Raw genomic sequence first — 13,173 nt, forward strand, 5'->3', positions numbered from 1 at the left:
GAGTCAGTCCCGCTCGCTTTCCAGGTGATTCGCTTTCGCGTTTTCCCTTTCCGGCGGTTCCGACTCTATCAGTGCTTTTCCTTCGCTCTGACCACTCGCCGTTTTGCCGAATGGCAGACAGGCAGGCAGAAGTCGAGATCAAGATCGGCACTTAAGAGGAGGAGTCCCGTCCATCGGCAGTTCGCGAGGTGTTCACGCGGTGCGTCCTGGCGGGAGACTCGACAGTACAGGCCTGCCGGTGCCCAAGCAAATCGATTCAGGCGTATGGTCTAGTCCACTACTGTGTCGCGGGAGCGCGTCGTGACCTCGTACGAGAGGTGCACTTCGGGCGGAACCGGGACATCTAATGACTTACCCTTCTGAAAGTATGCCGTCCAGGACAGATTGTGACGGTGACATGAAGAAGCCCCACCCCCTGGGAGGCCCCCATGACCAGCGTGACGTCCCCACTTGCCGGGCGTGCGATCGGACTCGCGGCAGTGCCCGATCCGGTCTTCTCCGGCGCGATGGTGGGACCGGGCACCGCTATCGACCCCGTCCGTGAGCCTTCGGAGGCGGTGGCCCCCGTCGACGGTGTGGTCGTCTCCCTTCACCCGCACGCGTACGTGGTCGTCGACAGCCAGGGGCACGGCGTGCTCACGCACCTCGGGATCGACACGGTCCAGCTCAACGGCGAGGGCTTCGAGCTCCTCGTCAACAAGGGCGACACCGTGACCCGTGGTCAGGCCGTCATCCGCTGGAACCCGCAGGCTGTCGAAGCGGCCGGCAAGTCTGCGATCTGCCCCGTCGTGGCGCTGGAGGCCACCGCGGACTCCCTCTCCGACGTCGTCGAGTCCGGAGACGTGAAGACCGACGACGCCCTCTTCGGCTGGCACTGACCTTGTCCGCCCGCACAGGCGGGCCGGACGACCACCGCGGCGGCTGGGCTCGCCGCTCTATCGGAGACGGGTGAAATGGAGACAACGCTGCGAGGCGTCGGCGTGAGCCACGGTGTGGCGATCGGCGAGGTCCGGCACATGGGCACGGCGGTTCTCGAACCGCCGGCCAAGCAGATCGCCGCGGCGGAGGCGGAGCGCGAGCAGGGGCGCGCCCGTCAGGCCGTCAGCGCGGTCGCGGCCGACCTGATCGCGCGCGGCCAGCTGGCCGGCGGCGAGGCCCAGCACGTGCTTGAGGCTCAGGCCATGATCGCCGAGGACCCCGAGCTCATCGCGGACGTCGACCGCCGCATCGCGGTCGGCAGCACCGCCGAGCGCGGCGTGTACGACGCGTTCGCCGCCTACCGCGAGCTGCTCGCGGGGGCCGGCGAGTACATGGCCGGCCGGGTGGCCGACCTGGACGACGTGCGCAACCGGATCGTGGCGCGCCTGCTGGGCGTGCCGATGCCGGGTGTGCCGGACAGCGACGAGCCGTACGTACTGATCGCGCGGGATCTCGCCCCCGCCGACACGGCTCTGCTGGACCCGGCGCTGGTGCTCGGCTTCGTGACCGAGGAGGGCGGGCCGACCAGCCACAGCGCGATCCTCGCGCGGGCGCTGGGCGTACCGGCCATCGTGGCGCTGCCGGGTGCGGGCGAGATCGCCGAGGGCACTCTGATCGCGGTGGACGGCAGCACGGGCGACCTGTTCGTTGACCCGTCGGCCGAGAAGCGGGCCGAGCTGGAGGCGGCGGCCGCGGAGCGCAAGGCCGCTCTGGCCGCTTCGTCCGGTCCGGGTGCCACCTCCGACGGGCACAAGGTGCCGCTGCTCGCCAACGTCGGCGGTCCGGCGGACGTGCCGGCGGCCGTGGAGGCGGGGGCCGAGGGTGTGGGCCTGTTCCGCACCGAGTTCCTGTTCCTGGACGACAGCAAGAAGGCGCCCTCCGAGGAGAAGCAGGTCGAGTCGTACCGCAAGGTGCTCGAAGCCTTCCCCCAGGGTCGTGTCGTCGTCCGTGTGCTGGACGCCGGTGCGGACAAGCCGCTGGACTTCCTGACGCCGGCCGACGAGCCGAACCCGGCGCTGGGCGTTCGCGGTCTGCGCTCGCTGCTGGATCACCCGGACGTGCTGCGCACGCAGCTGACCGCGCTGGCGAAGGCCGCCGAGGGTCTGCCGGTCTATCTGGAGGTCATGGCCCCGATGGTGGCCGACCGGGCCGACGCGAAGGCGTTCGCGGACGCCTGCCGCGAGGCCGGGCTGCGGGCGAAGTTCGGCGCGATGGTGGAGATCCCCTCCGCCGCGCTGCGGGCGCGCTCGATCCTCCAGGAGGTCGAGTTCCTGTCGCTGGGTACCAATGACCTGGCGCAGTATGCCTTCGCCGCCGACCGTCAGGTCGGTGCGGTGTCGCGGCTGCAGGATCCGTGGCAGCCGGCGCTGCTCGACCTGATCGCCATGTCGGCGGATGCCGCCAGGGCGGAGGGCAAGAGCTGTGGCGTGTGTGGCGAGGCCGCTTCGGATCCGCTGCTCGCCTGTGTGCTGACCGGTCTGGGTGTCACCTCTCTGTCGATGGGTGCCGCGTCCATTCCTTATGTACGGGCGACGCTGGCCAAGCACACGCTCGCGCAGTGCGAGCGCGCGGCTGCCGCCGCGCGCGCCGCGGACAGCGCCGAAGAGGCCCGGGTGGCCGCGCAGGCGGTGCTGTCCGGCGAGTAGCAGGACGGATTGGTGTGTTGTCGAGGGGCCTTCGCCGGTGGCGAGGGCCCCTCGGCCGTTTTCAGCGGGCTCCCTCGCTCAGTGGTGCGGGTGTGGTTCGTCCACCTCGTAGCCGGGGCAGTATTCGACGCCCGGTTCGGGGGCGACGGGGTCTCCGGTGTCGGCGTCCGTGCAGTAGGCGTTGAACACGGACGCAGCGGAGAGGGGGACCAGCCGGCCGCGGTCCAGGCGCCAGCCGTGGACCCGGTCGCGGCCTTCGGCCGTGCTGCGGAGCACCAGTCCCCCGGGGCCGCCCAGGGCGATGCCGGCGGCGAGTACGGTCACGAAGTCGAGGCCGTCGCGGCCCTCGATGCGTGGTGGGGCGTCGGGATCGTCGGTGACGGCGTCGGCGTGGAGGACGGCGACGAGCTGTTCCTCTTCGGTCGGGATGCTGCACACCAGGTGGTGGTGGCCGGGGCCGGCGCCGGCCACCAGGCGTTTTAGCGCGTCGGCGGCGCGCTCGAAGGAGGCGTGGCCGATGTCCTCGCCGCAGTCGGCGCAGCTGCCGACGGCGGCCAGGAGCGTGCTCGCGTACTCCCACATGGTCTGGCGGACGGCTTCGTCGAGGAGGAGCGGGACGAGTTCCTCGATGGGCTGGCCGGTGTAGGCCAGCCCTCCGCTGCTGCCGGCGAGCTCGGCGGTGAAGCGGGTGCGGTTGTGGGCGGTGTCCGGGTCGAGGCCGTGTTCCCGGCAGAACACGGCGTACTCCTCGGGGTCGAAGAGGGCGACGGTGGTGTGGATGCCCTGGGCGGCGAGGGACCGGAGCAGTCCGTCGACCTGGCGGAGGTAGTCCTGGTGGTCCTCGAAGGTGAAGCTGCGGTAGTCGCGCATGGCCGCGAAGTCCCCGGCGTCGGCCAGGAGGCCGACGGTGCTGGGGGCTTCGCGGCGCAGGGTGCGGCGCCCGCTGCTGCGGCCGGCGCCGCCGCTCCTCTTACCGCTCCGGCCGCCGGGCCGGCCCTGCTGCTGCGGTGTCTCGTGCGTGGTCTTGTCGGTCGGTGGCATGGCTCCCCCTGAGTGGCGCAATCACTTGCTCACTCACAGTAACCATGCCCACTGACAGTGGCCTCAGCCCTGGGCGCGGGTGCGGCCGAGCTCCTCGTAGAAGGGCAGCAGGTCGATGTTGTCGACCGAGCCCGCGTTGACCGCCTTGGCCAGGGGCGTGCCCTGGAGGAGGCGCTTGACCGGGACTTCGATCCGCTTGCCGGTGAGGGTGTGCGGGATGGCCGGGACCTCGATGATCTCGTCGGGGACGTGGCGCGGGGACAGCTGCTCCCGGATGGTCGTCTTGACCCGGGCGCGGAGGTCGTCGTCGAGGGTGGCTCCGGGGGCGAGGTGGACGAAGAGCGGCATCCAGTAGCCGCCGTTCGGCTCCTCCAGGCCGATGACCAGGGATTCCTTGATCTCGGGGAGGCGTTCGACGGCCTCGTAGATGTCGGCCGAGCCCATCCGGACGCCCTGGCGGTTGAGGGTGGAGTCGGAGCGGCCGTGGATGACGACCGAGCCGTGGTCCGTGATGGTGATCCAGTCCCCGTGCCGCCAGGCGCCGGGGAACATCTCGAAGTAGCTGTCGCGGTAGCGGCTGCCGTCGGGGTCGTTCCAGAAGTGGATCGGCATGGACGGCATGGGGTTGGTGACGACGAGTTCGCCGACCTCGCCGACGAGCGGCTTGCCGGACGGGTCCCAGGCCTGGAGGTCCGTGCCGAGGCAGGCGGCCTGGAGCTCGCCGATGTGGACGGGAAGGGTGGGGACGGCGCCGGCGAAGCAGCTGCAGACGTCGGTGCCACCACTGACGGAGGCGATCCAGAGGTCTTCGGCGACCTCGTCGTGCAGCCAGCGGAAGCCGTCGGGCGGCAGCGGGGAGCCGGTGGTGGCCACGCACTTCACGGAGGAGAGGTCGAAGTCCCGGCCGGGGTGGACCTCCGCCTTGCGGCAGGCCATCACGTACGCGGCGGAGGTCCCGTAGAGGGTGGCCTTCGTCCGTTCGGCGATCCGCCACTGGGCGCCGGTGTCGGGGTAGCCGGGGCTGCCGTCGTAGAGGACGACCGTGGTGCCGGTGAGCAGGCCGGAGACGAGGAAGTTCCACATCATCCAGCCGGTGGAGGTGTACCAGAAGAACCGGTCCTCGGGGCCGAGGTCGCAGTGCAGGCCGAGCTGCTTGAGGTGTTCGAGGAGGATGCCGCCCTGGGACTGGACGATGGCCTTGGGGAGGCCGGTCGTACCGGAGGAGTAGAGGACCCAGAGGGGGTGGTCGAAGGGGACGGCCTCGAAGACGGGCTCGGTGGCCGCGGCGGTCAGCTCCGACCAGGCCAGGGTGCCCTCGGGGGCGTCGGTGCCCAGCAGCGGGATGTGGACGACGGCGCGCAGCGAGGGCAGCTCGGCGCGCAGCTCGGCGACGGTGTCGCGGCGGTCGTGCTCCTTGCCGCCGTAGCGGTAGCCGTCGACGGTGAACAGGACGACGGGCTCGACCTGCTGGAAGCGGTCCAGGACGCTGCGGGCGCCGAAGTCGGGGGCGCAGGAGGTCCAGACCGCGCCGACGGCGGCGGTGGCGAGGAGGGCGGTGACGGCCTCGGGGATGTTGGGGAGGTAGCCGCTCACCCGGTCGCCGGGGCGTACGCCGAGGGCGCGCAGTTCGGCGGAGAGCGCGCCGACCTGGCGGCGGAGCTCGGCCCAGGTGACGGGGACGGCCTCGTGGGTCTCGTCGACGTGGAGGAGGGCGGCCTCGTCGGCGCGGGCCGGGTCCTCGGCGGCGCGCAGGGCGTGCTCGGCGTAGTTGAGGGTGGCGCCGGTGAACCAGCGGGCGCCCGGCATGGCGCGGTCGGCGAGGACGGACTCGTACGGGGTGGTGAAGCGGACGTCGAACCATTCGGCGACGGCCTGCCAGAAGGTGTCGAGCTCGTCGACGGACCAGCGGTGCAGGGCCGGGTAGCCGCCGGCCGCAGGGGCGCCGAAGCGTTCGGCGGCCCAGGCCTGGAAGGCCGTGATCCGGGCCGCGGCGATCCGGTCGGGGCCGGGGGACCAGAGGGGCTGCGGCGTGCTGGCTGAGGTCATGGGTCGGCTCCCGGTCAAGTCTGCGGCTCGCGCTTCGTGTGCGTACGGTGCCATCGCGCGGTGGGTGTGCGCGTGGCGGCTCACAGGGACGATGCCATGTGATCGACATCCGCACCAGAGCTGTCGGGGGCGGTCACTCTTGATCCATTTGTCGGTGAACGGAAGTTGAACGCGGCCCGCTCGGGCGGGGGCCGGTGGCAGGGTGAGCGGCATGGACGGTCGTGATCTGGTGCGTGCGGTGGCGGAGCTCGGTACGGCGCGGGGGCGGGGCGCCTGGCGCTCGGCCTGGCGCCACCGGCGTGCGGACGCGGTGGCGCTCCCGCGCCGGGGCGCGGAGCGGGCGCGGGTCCCGGGGCCGCTGACGGGGACGGAGCCGCGTCCGGGCGGGGGCGTGCTGCGGTTCGCGCGCTCCGAGCTGCTGGTACGGGTGACCGTGGGCGGGGCGGTGTTCTGGAGCTGGGACGGGGCGGAGCCGACGCCCTCGTACGCCGTGACGGGCGGCGGGCCCGAGCCGGATCCGCGCGCGGCGCTGGAGGCGGACACCGGGGGCGGCTGGCGGGTGGTGTCGGAGCGGGTGACGGTCGCGGTGTCCCGGCTCGGGGCGGTGGAGGTACGGACTCCGGGCGGGACGGTGCTGCGCCGGGAGCTGCCGCCGCGCTGGTGGGAGCCGGTGGGTCCGGATCCGGAGACGGAGACGGACTCGGCCGGTGGGCCGGCCGGGGCCGACTCGGGCGACCGGGCCGGGGCGGCCGGAGGCAGCCGGGCCGGGGCCGGCGGGGGCGAGGGGGCCGGGGGGCGTGAGGCGCGGTGGTTGTCGCGGGCCGAGGTGCCGGCCGACGCACGGTTCTTCGGGCTCGGCGGCCGCGCCGCGGGGCCCCGGCTGCGGGACGGCGCGTACCGGCTGTGGAACACGGACCCGAAGGGCGGTTTCGGGCCGGGGGACGATCCGCTGTACATCACGATGCCGGTGCAGATGGTGGTCGCGGACGCGGGAACGCACCTGGTGTTCCACGACAACACCTGGGACGGGCGGGTGGTGCTGCGCGAGGGCGAGGAGGGCGCGGGCTCCGGGCCGGACCGGCCGGGGACGAGCGAACTGCGGATGGAGGGCGGCCCGTTGCGGTGCTGGGTGCTGGTGGGGACACCGGCGCGGGTGCTGCAGGGCTGGTCGGGTCTGACGGGCGCGGCCACGGTGCCGCCGGAGTGGGCGCTGGGCTACCAGCACGCGCGGTGGGGGTTCGGGAGCGCGGCGGAGGTGCGCCGGGTGGTGTCCGGCTACCGGGAGCGCGGGCTCGCGCTGTCGGCCGTGCACCTGGACATCGACCACTACGACGGGCACCGGGTGTTCACGGTGGACGAGGAGAAGTTCCCCGATCTGCCGGGTCTCGCGGAGGAGTTGCGGGGGCAGGGGGTGCGGCTCGTCTCGATCGTCGACCCGGCGGTGAAGGCGGGTGACCCGCTGCACGCGGCGGGGCTGGAGGTCGGCGCGCAGGGGGCGTTCGTACGGGACGCGCGGGGCCGGGAGGTACGGGGCGAGGTGTGGCCCGGGGAGTGCGCGTACCCGGACTTCACGGATCCGGCGGTACGGGAGTGGTGGGGCGGGCTGTACGGGGAGCGGCTCGCGCGCGGGTTCTCCGGGGTGTGGCACGACATGAACGAGCCGGTGTCCTTCGCCCCGTTCGGGGACGCGACGCTGCCCCGTTCGGCGCGGCACGCGCTGGAGGGGGCGGGCGGGGACCACCGGGCCGCGCACAACGTGTACGCGCTCGGGATGGCGCGGGCGGGCTGGGAGGGGCTGGTGCGGCTGCGCCCGGACGAGCGGCCGTTCCTGTTCTCGCGGTCGGGGTGGGCGGGGATGCAGAGGTACGGGGGAACGTGGTCGGGGGACGTGGAGACGGGCTGGGAGGGGCTGCGGGCCTCGCTCGCGCTGGTGCTGGGGCTGGGTCTGTGCGGGGTGCCGTACTCGGGCCCGGACGTCGGCGGTTTCGGCGGGTCCCCGTCGCCGGAGCTGTACCTGCGGTGGCTGCAACTGGGTTCGTACCTGCCGTTGTTCCGGACGCACTCGGCGATCTGGGCGGGGCGGCGGGAGCCGTGGGAGTTCGGTCCGGAGGTGGCGGAGCACGCGCGGGCGGTGCTGGCGGAGCGGGAGCGGCTGCGGCCGTACTTCGTGACGCTGGCGCATCTGGCGCGGCGGACGGGGGCGCCGTACGTGCGGCCGCTGTGGTGGGGGGCTCCGGAGGACCGGGCGCTGCGGGACTGCGAGGACGCGTTCCTGCTGGGGGACGCGCTGTTGGTGGCCCCGGTGCTGGAGTGCGGCGCGGACCGGCGGGCGATCCGGCTGCCGCGTGGGCGGTGGTACGACACGGTGACGGAGGTGGCGTACGAGGGGCCGGGCCAGGTGCTGCTGGACGCGCCCCGGGGGCGGATCCCGGTGCTGGCGCGGGCCGGCTCGGTGCTGCCGGTGCGTTCCGGCGGCGGGGTGGGGCTGGAGGTGTGGGCCCCGGCCCGGGGGCGGACGGGCGGCGGGGTGGTCATCCGGGATCCGGGGCCGGGGTTCGGGGCGGGCGAGGTCGAGCGGTACGCGGTGCGGTGGGCCGGTGACGCGGTGCTGGTGGAAACGGAGGCCGGAGCCCCGGCGGAGGACGTCACCGTGCGCGGGCTCTGAACGCGGGCGCCGCGGCGGCGGGGCGGGGCGGGGCGACGGGAGCCATCAGCCCCCGGGCAGTGGCCCCGAGGCCAGGGCGGGACCGGGCCCGGGGCGGGACCGGGGCGGAGCCGGAGCGGAGCCAAGGCTGGGGCGGAGCCGAGACCGGGGCCGGGACGGGAGCCGGGACGGGACCGACCGGGGTGGCGGCGGTGCCTTGTGGACGGCGTGGGCGCCGCGGGCCGGCGTCAGCGGCCGGCGGGGGTGTAGCTCCCCTCGAACCAGGCGGTCGCGGCGCGGGTGTGGAGGGGGAAGGCCAGGTCCGCCGGGCCGCGGAGGATGTGCCAGCCCGTCGTTTCATCGGTCGCGACGGACGGCGGGAGGGCTGCGGCCGGGCGGGGCGGGAGGAGGCCGAAGAGCAGCAGGTGACCGGCCGGGGAGCTCATGGCGTCGGCGAGGACGACCTCCGAGGCCGGGGCCTCGATGCCGGTCTCCTCGCGCAGTTCGCGGACCACGGCCTCGCGCCAGTCCTCGCCGCATTCCATGAACCCGCCGGGCAGGGCGATGCCGCCGAGCGCGGGTTCCGTCGTACGGGTGATGACCACCAGCCCGGTGCCGTCCTCGTCCCGGACCGGGAGGAGGGTGACGGCGACGGGGAGCGGGTTGCGGTAGTGGACGGCGCCGCACGCGGGGCAGGTCCGGGGCCAGGTGGACGTGTCGAACGGGGCTCCGCAGGTGGAGCAGTGCGAGTCCCTCAGCTGTGCCGGCATGCGGCGATGGTATGCCAAGGGGTATGAGGATGCTGGCTGTTGTGACCCTGCTGGCGGGGCTGGTCGCCGGGTCGGCGGCGCCCGGGTTCGTGGCGCTGGCGGAGGTGGATCCCACCATCGGGCAGGACGTGCGGTACGCGGGTGCGCACAACTTCACCGGCGCGCGGGTGCCGGGTTACGAGGAGCCGGTGTGCCTCCTCGCCCGCCCGGCCGCCGAGGCGCTGCGGCGGGCGCAGAGGGAGCTGTTGCGCAGCGGGTACGCGCTGAAGGTGTACGACTGCTACCGGCCGCAGCGCGCGGTGGACCGGTTCGTGCGGTGGGCCCGGGACGAGGCGGACCAGTCGACCAAGGCGGAGTTCTATCCGGGGGTGGCGAAGAGCCGGCTGATCCCCGACGGGTACATCGCCGAGCGGTCGGGGCACAGCCGGGGCAGCACCCTCGATGTGACGCTCGTACGGCTGCCCGCGCGCCGGGAGCTGGACATGGGGACCCCGTTCGACTTCTTCGATCCGCTCTCGCACACGGACGATCCGCGGGTGGGTGCGGTGGCGCGGGAGAACCGGCGGCGGCTGACGGGGGTGCTGGGGCGGCAGGGTTTCGTGAACCTGCCCGAGGAGTGGTGGCACTTCACGTACCGGCCCGAGGCCTTCCCGGACCGCTATTTCGACTTCCCGGTGTCTGTCGGGGCCGTCCGCCCCTGAGTACCGTGCCCGGCATGACTTTCCGTTCGTACGAGGAATTCTGGCCCTACTACGTCGCCATGCACTCCCGCTCCGCCACCCGCTGGGTGCACCTCACCGGGTCGCTGACCGGGCTCGCCGTGACGGCCTACGGGCTGGCGCGCGGCCGGAAGCGCTATCTCGCGGCCCTGCCGCTGATCGGGTACGGGACCGCTTGGCCGGCTCATTTCCTGATAGAGGGGAACAATCCGGCCACGTTCGGGCATCCGGTGTGGTCGCTGCGCGGGGACGCGCGGATGATCCGGATGATGCTGGCCGGGCGGGACGGGGAGCTGGCCGTGATCGCGGAGAAGTGGCTCACCGAGAACCGGTGACCCGGCGACCCTCCCGTGGCAGACTTCTGACGATTCGTCAGATCGTGATGCCTCGCGCTGCCTCCGGGAGGGGTTTTGGAACGCACACGTACACGTACGCCCGTCGTGAGCGGGTGGTTCGGCGACAGCGGCGCGGAGGGCGGGTTCCGGCTGCTCGGCACCCGCTGCTCGGCCTGCGCCGCGGTGTTCTTCCCGCGCGAGGACGCGTACTGCCGCAATCCGCACTGCGCGGGTGACGGTGAGCTCGCCGAGGTCCCGCTGTCCCCGCGCGGGCGGGTCTGGTCCTACACCGACGGGCGCTACCGGCCGCCCGCCCCCTACGTGTCGGACCCGGAGGTGCCCTGGGAGCCGTACACGCTGGTCGCGGTGGAGCTGGAGGCCGAGGGGATGGTGGTGCTGGGGCAGGCGGTGCCCGGGGTGGGCGTCGCCGACCTGGCCATCGGGATGGAGGTCGAGGTGGTGGGCGGCGTGCTGGACGAGACCACCGAGACGACCTGGACCACCTGGCGGTTCCGGCCCGTGACCGACGTGGCCGGCGGGGACGGCGGGGACGGGGCCGACGGGGAGGCGCGGCCGTGACCGCCGACATCGCCGTCCTCGGAGCCGGGATGCACCCCTGGGGCAAGTGGGGCCGGAGTTTCGTCACGTACGGGCGGGCCGCGGCCCGGGCCGCCCTCGCCGACGCCGGGCTCGACTGGACCGACGTCGGATCCATCGTCGGCGCCGACACCGTGCGCTCGGGCTATCCCGGCTACGTCGCCGGCGCGACCTTCGCCCAGGCGCTCGGCTGGCAGGGCGCGCGGGTGACCAGCGTGTACGCGGCCTGCGCCTCGGGCGCCCAGGCGATCGGCGCGGCGCGGGCGCAGATCCTGGGCGGGCTGGCCGACGTCGTCCTCGTGGTGGGTGCGGACGCGGCGCCCAAGGGGTTCTTCGCCCCGGCGGGCGGGGACCGGCCGGATGACCCGGACTGGCTGCGGTTCCGCGTGCTGGGGGCCACCAACCCGGCGTACTTCGCGCTGTACGCGCGGCGCCGGATGGCCCTGTACGGGGACACCGCCGAGGACTTCGCCCAGGTGAAGGTGAAGAACGCGGCGGCCGGGGCGCTCAACCCGAACGCCCGCTACCGCAAGCCGGTGACCGCGCAGGAGGTGGCCGCCTCGGCCGTGGTCGCCGACCCGCTGCGGCTGCTGGACATCTGCGCGACCTCCGACGGGGGCGCGGCGCTGGTGCTGAGCAGCATGGACTTCGCGCGGGCCCGGGGGGTGACCGATCCGGTGCGGATCCGGGCGGTGTCGACCGTCACGCCGACGTATCCGCGGACGGTGCTGGACCTGCCGGACATCGCCACCGACTCGGTGACGGCGGTGCGGCCGGCGGCCGGCTCGTTCCGGGCGTCGATCGCCCGCGCCGCCTACGAGGAGGCCGGTCTCGGCCCGGACGACCTCTCGCTCGCGGAGGTCTACGACCTGTCCACGGCCCTGGAACTGGAGTGGTACGAGGACATCGGGCTGTGCGCCGAGGGCGAGGGCGCGAAGCTCTTGCGGGAGGGGGCGACCGCGCTCGGCGGGCGGGTGCCCGTCAACACCAGCGGCGGGCTGGCCTCGTTCGGGGAGGCGGTGCCGGCGCAGGCGATCGCCCAGGTCTGCGAGCTGACCTGGCAGTTGCGCGGAACGGCCGCGGAGCGGCAGGTTCCGGGGGCCCGGGCCGGGATCACCGCGAACCAGGGGCTGTTCGGGCACGGCTCGGCCGTGATCGCCGTCCGTTAGGGCAGCTCAGAAGCCCGGCCGGGGTGGCCGGGGCGCCCTGCCGGAAATCTCCCGGCCGGGCGTGCCGCGCGAATGCTTGACGGCCCCTGGTGGCGGGTTCACACTCTCCCCACAGTCTCGCGCCGCCGGCGAGAGCCTCGATCCCCCCATGAGAGCAGCGGCCCGTACCCCAGTCGGCGGGGGTACGGGCCGCCTCCGTGCCGGGCGGTCAGGTGCCCGCCGTCAGGCTCTGTCTGCGGGCCCGCGCCAGGGACATCGCGTGTTCCACGACCCCCACCAGCACGTCCTTGACGGACTCCCGGTCGCGCGCGTCGCACAGCAGCACCGGCACCTCGGGGTCGAGGTCCAGGGCCTCCCGTACGGTCACCACCGGATGGTGGTCGGCGCCGTCGAAGCAGTTGACCGCGACCACGAAGGGGAGCTGTCGCCGCTCGAAGTAGTCGATGGCGGCGAAGCAGTCGGCGAGGCGGCGGGTGTCGGCGAGGACGACCGCGCCGAGCGAGCCCTGGGACAGCTCGTCCCACAGGAACCAGAACCGGTCCTGGCCGGGCGTGCCGAACAGGTACAGCACCAGGTCCTCGCGCAGCGTGATGCGCCCGAAGTCCATGGCCACGGTCGTGGTGTTCTTGCCCTCCACTCCCCCGGTGTCGTCGATTCCTATGCCGGGTTCCGAGAGGAGTTCCTCGGTCCGCAGCGGTCTGATCTCACTCACCGCACTGACCAGGGTGGTCTTTCCCACCCCGAAGCCGCCCGCGACCAGGATCTTCAGGGTCAGCGGCTCGACCGGCGACACGGCATGCATCGCGCCGGTGCGGCTAGAGCGCCCGAAGGCCATCGATCACCTCACGCAAAATGGATTCATCGGGCAGTTCGGCCGGCGGTACCGGCCGGGTCACATGGACCAGTTCTTCGTCGACGAGGTCTCCGATCAGGACTCGGACCACCCCGATCGCGAGGTCGAGCTCGACCGCGAGTTCCGCGACCGACTGGGGGCGTCCCCGGCACAGCCCCAGGATGTGGGCGTGTTCCGGGGACAGGGTCATGTCCCAGACCGGGTCGTCGGCCGCCGTTTCGGCGACGACGAGCGCGATCAGGTCGAGCCGGTGCTGGCCCGGGTGGCTGGTCCGGCCGCGGGTCATCGCGTACGGACGGACCACGGGGCCCGCCTCGTCGTCGAACCAGTGCGGGTGGGCTGGGGTGGGGCGGTCCTGGCCTGAATCGCTCATGC

The 13,173-nt window shown here is 73.3% G+C and carries 12 protein-coding genes; 7 read left to right on the plus strand and 5 right to left on the minus strand.

Going from position 1 to position 13,173, the window contains the following annotated elements; genetic code table 11:
• The first annotated feature begins 428 nt into the window (after window positions 1–428).
• Window positions 429–878 carry a PTS sugar transporter subunit IIA gene (locus IE248_RS32780; protein WP_008742846.1) on the plus strand — a complete coding sequence of 150 codons (450 nt, stop codon included), beginning with the start codon at window positions 429–431 and terminating at the stop codon, window positions 876–878.
• A 75-nt stretch (window positions 879–953) separates the two neighbouring features.
• The gene (ptsP, locus tag IE248_RS32785) at window positions 954–2,624 is read left to right on the plus strand and encodes a phosphoenolpyruvate--protein phosphotransferase (RefSeq protein ID WP_008742845.1); all 1,671 of its coding nucleotides are present in this window, start codon (window positions 954–956) and stop codon (window positions 2,622–2,624) included.
• 78 nt (window positions 2,625–2,702) lie between these two features.
• On the opposite strand, the gene IE248_RS32790 is transcribed toward ptsP, so the two are convergent.
• Both IE248_RS32790 and IE248_RS32795 read right to left on the minus strand, forming a co-directional pair.
• Window positions 2,703–3,665, minus strand: coding sequence for a DUF8829 domain-containing protein (locus IE248_RS32790; RefSeq protein WP_073797527.1), 963 nt, complete (start codon window positions 3,663–3,665; stop codon window positions 2,703–2,705).
• Between the two features lie 63 nt (window positions 3,666–3,728).
• On the minus strand, window positions 3,729–5,711 hold the full coding sequence (locus IE248_RS32795) for an acetoacetate--CoA ligase (RefSeq protein ID WP_073797526.1): 1,983 nt from the start codon (window positions 5,709–5,711) through the stop codon (window positions 3,729–3,731).
• 211 nt (window positions 5,712–5,922) lie between these two features.
• On the opposite strand from IE248_RS32795, the gene IE248_RS32800 reads away from it, so the two are divergent.
• Window positions 5,923–8,376, plus strand: a complete 2,454-nt coding sequence (locus IE248_RS32800; protein ID WP_190032603.1) for a glycoside hydrolase family 31 protein — start codon at window positions 5,923–5,925, stop codon at window positions 8,374–8,376.
• 227 nt (window positions 8,377–8,603) lie between these two features.
• On the opposite strand, the gene IE248_RS32805 is transcribed toward IE248_RS32800, so the two are convergent.
• Window positions 8,604–9,125 (minus strand): NUDIX domain-containing protein, encoded by a 522-nt coding sequence (locus IE248_RS32805; RefSeq protein ID WP_100582465.1) that lies wholly within the window; start codon window positions 9,123–9,125, stop codon window positions 8,604–8,606.
• 29 nt (window positions 9,126–9,154) lie between these two features.
• On the opposite strand from IE248_RS32805, the gene IE248_RS32810 reads away from it, so the two are divergent.
• From IE248_RS32810 to IE248_RS32825, 4 genes are all read left to right on the plus strand, one after another.
• Window positions 9,155–9,826, plus strand: a complete 672-nt coding sequence (locus tag IE248_RS32810) for a M15 family metallopeptidase (protein ID WP_229895707.1) — start codon at window positions 9,155–9,157, stop codon at window positions 9,824–9,826.
• A 14-nt stretch (window positions 9,827–9,840) separates the two neighbouring features.
• A complete protein-coding gene (locus IE248_RS32815) occupies window positions 9,841–10,179 on the plus strand; it encodes an Mpo1-like protein (RefSeq protein ID WP_073797520.1) in 339 nt (112 codons plus the stop codon).
• Between the two features lie 105 nt (window positions 10,180–10,284).
• Window positions 10,285–10,758 (plus strand): Zn-ribbon domain-containing OB-fold protein, encoded by a 474-nt coding sequence (locus IE248_RS32820; protein WP_229895708.1) that lies wholly within the window; start codon window positions 10,285–10,287, stop codon window positions 10,756–10,758.
• A complete protein-coding gene (locus tag IE248_RS32825) occupies window positions 10,755–11,945 on the plus strand; it encodes a lipid-transfer protein (protein ID WP_073797517.1) in 1,191 nt (396 codons plus the stop codon). The genes IE248_RS32820 and IE248_RS32825 overlap by 4 nt, the downstream gene beginning before the upstream one ends.
• 208 nt (window positions 11,946–12,153) lie before the next feature.
• Here IE248_RS32825 and IE248_RS32830 read toward each other — a convergent pair whose 3' ends face one another.
• Together IE248_RS32830 and IE248_RS32835 are read right to left on the minus strand one after the other, a co-directional pair.
• On the minus strand, window positions 12,154–12,780 hold the full coding sequence (locus tag IE248_RS32830) for a GTP-binding protein (protein WP_190032605.1): 627 nt from the start codon (window positions 12,778–12,780) through the stop codon (window positions 12,154–12,156).
• On the minus strand, window positions 12,761–13,171 hold the full coding sequence (locus IE248_RS32835; RefSeq protein WP_073780702.1) for a DUF742 domain-containing protein: 411 nt from the start codon (window positions 13,169–13,171) through the stop codon (window positions 12,761–12,763). The genes IE248_RS32830 and IE248_RS32835 overlap by 20 nt, the downstream gene beginning before the upstream one ends.
• Between the last annotated feature and the right edge of the window lie 2 nt (window positions 13,172–13,173).

Source organism: Streptomyces goshikiensis (assembly GCF_014650555.1).
Classification (GTDB): Bacteria; Actinomycetota; Actinomycetes; order Streptomycetales; family Streptomycetaceae; genus Streptomyces; species Streptomyces goshikiensis.

Coding starts and splice junctions, on each gene's coding strand:
- IE248_RS32835 (WP_073780702.1), bottom strand. CDS start 13,171: ATGAGCGATTCAGGCCAGGACCGCCCCACCCCAGCCCACCCGCACTGG.
- IE248_RS32805 (WP_100582465.1), bottom strand. CDS start 9,125: ATGCCGGCACAGCTGAGGGACTCGCACTGCTCCACCTGCGGAGCCCCG.
- IE248_RS32800 (WP_190032603.1), top strand. CDS start 5,923: ATGGACGGTCGTGATCTGGTGCGTGCGGTGGCGGAGCTCGGTACGGCG.
- IE248_RS32815 (WP_073797520.1), top strand. CDS start 9,841: ATGACTTTCCGTTCGTACGAGGAATTCTGGCCCTACTACGTCGCCATG.
- IE248_RS32830 (WP_190032605.1), bottom strand. CDS start 12,780: ATGGCCTTCGGGCGCTCTAGCCGCACCGGCGCGATGCATGCCGTGTCG.
- IE248_RS32795 (WP_073797526.1), bottom strand. CDS start 5,711: ATGACCTCAGCCAGCACGCCGCAGCCCCTCTGGTCCCCCGGCCCCGAC.
- ptsP (WP_008742845.1), top strand. CDS start 954: ATGGAGACAACGCTGCGAGGCGTCGGCGTGAGCCACGGTGTGGCGATC.
- IE248_RS32790 (WP_073797527.1), bottom strand. CDS start 3,665: ATGCCACCGACCGACAAGACCACGCACGAGACACCGCAGCAGCAGGGC.
- IE248_RS32780 (WP_008742846.1), top strand. CDS start 429: ATGACCAGCGTGACGTCCCCACTTGCCGGGCGTGCGATCGGACTCGCG.
- IE248_RS32810 (WP_229895707.1), top strand. CDS start 9,155: ATGCTGGCTGTTGTGACCCTGCTGGCGGGGCTGGTCGCCGGGTCGGCG.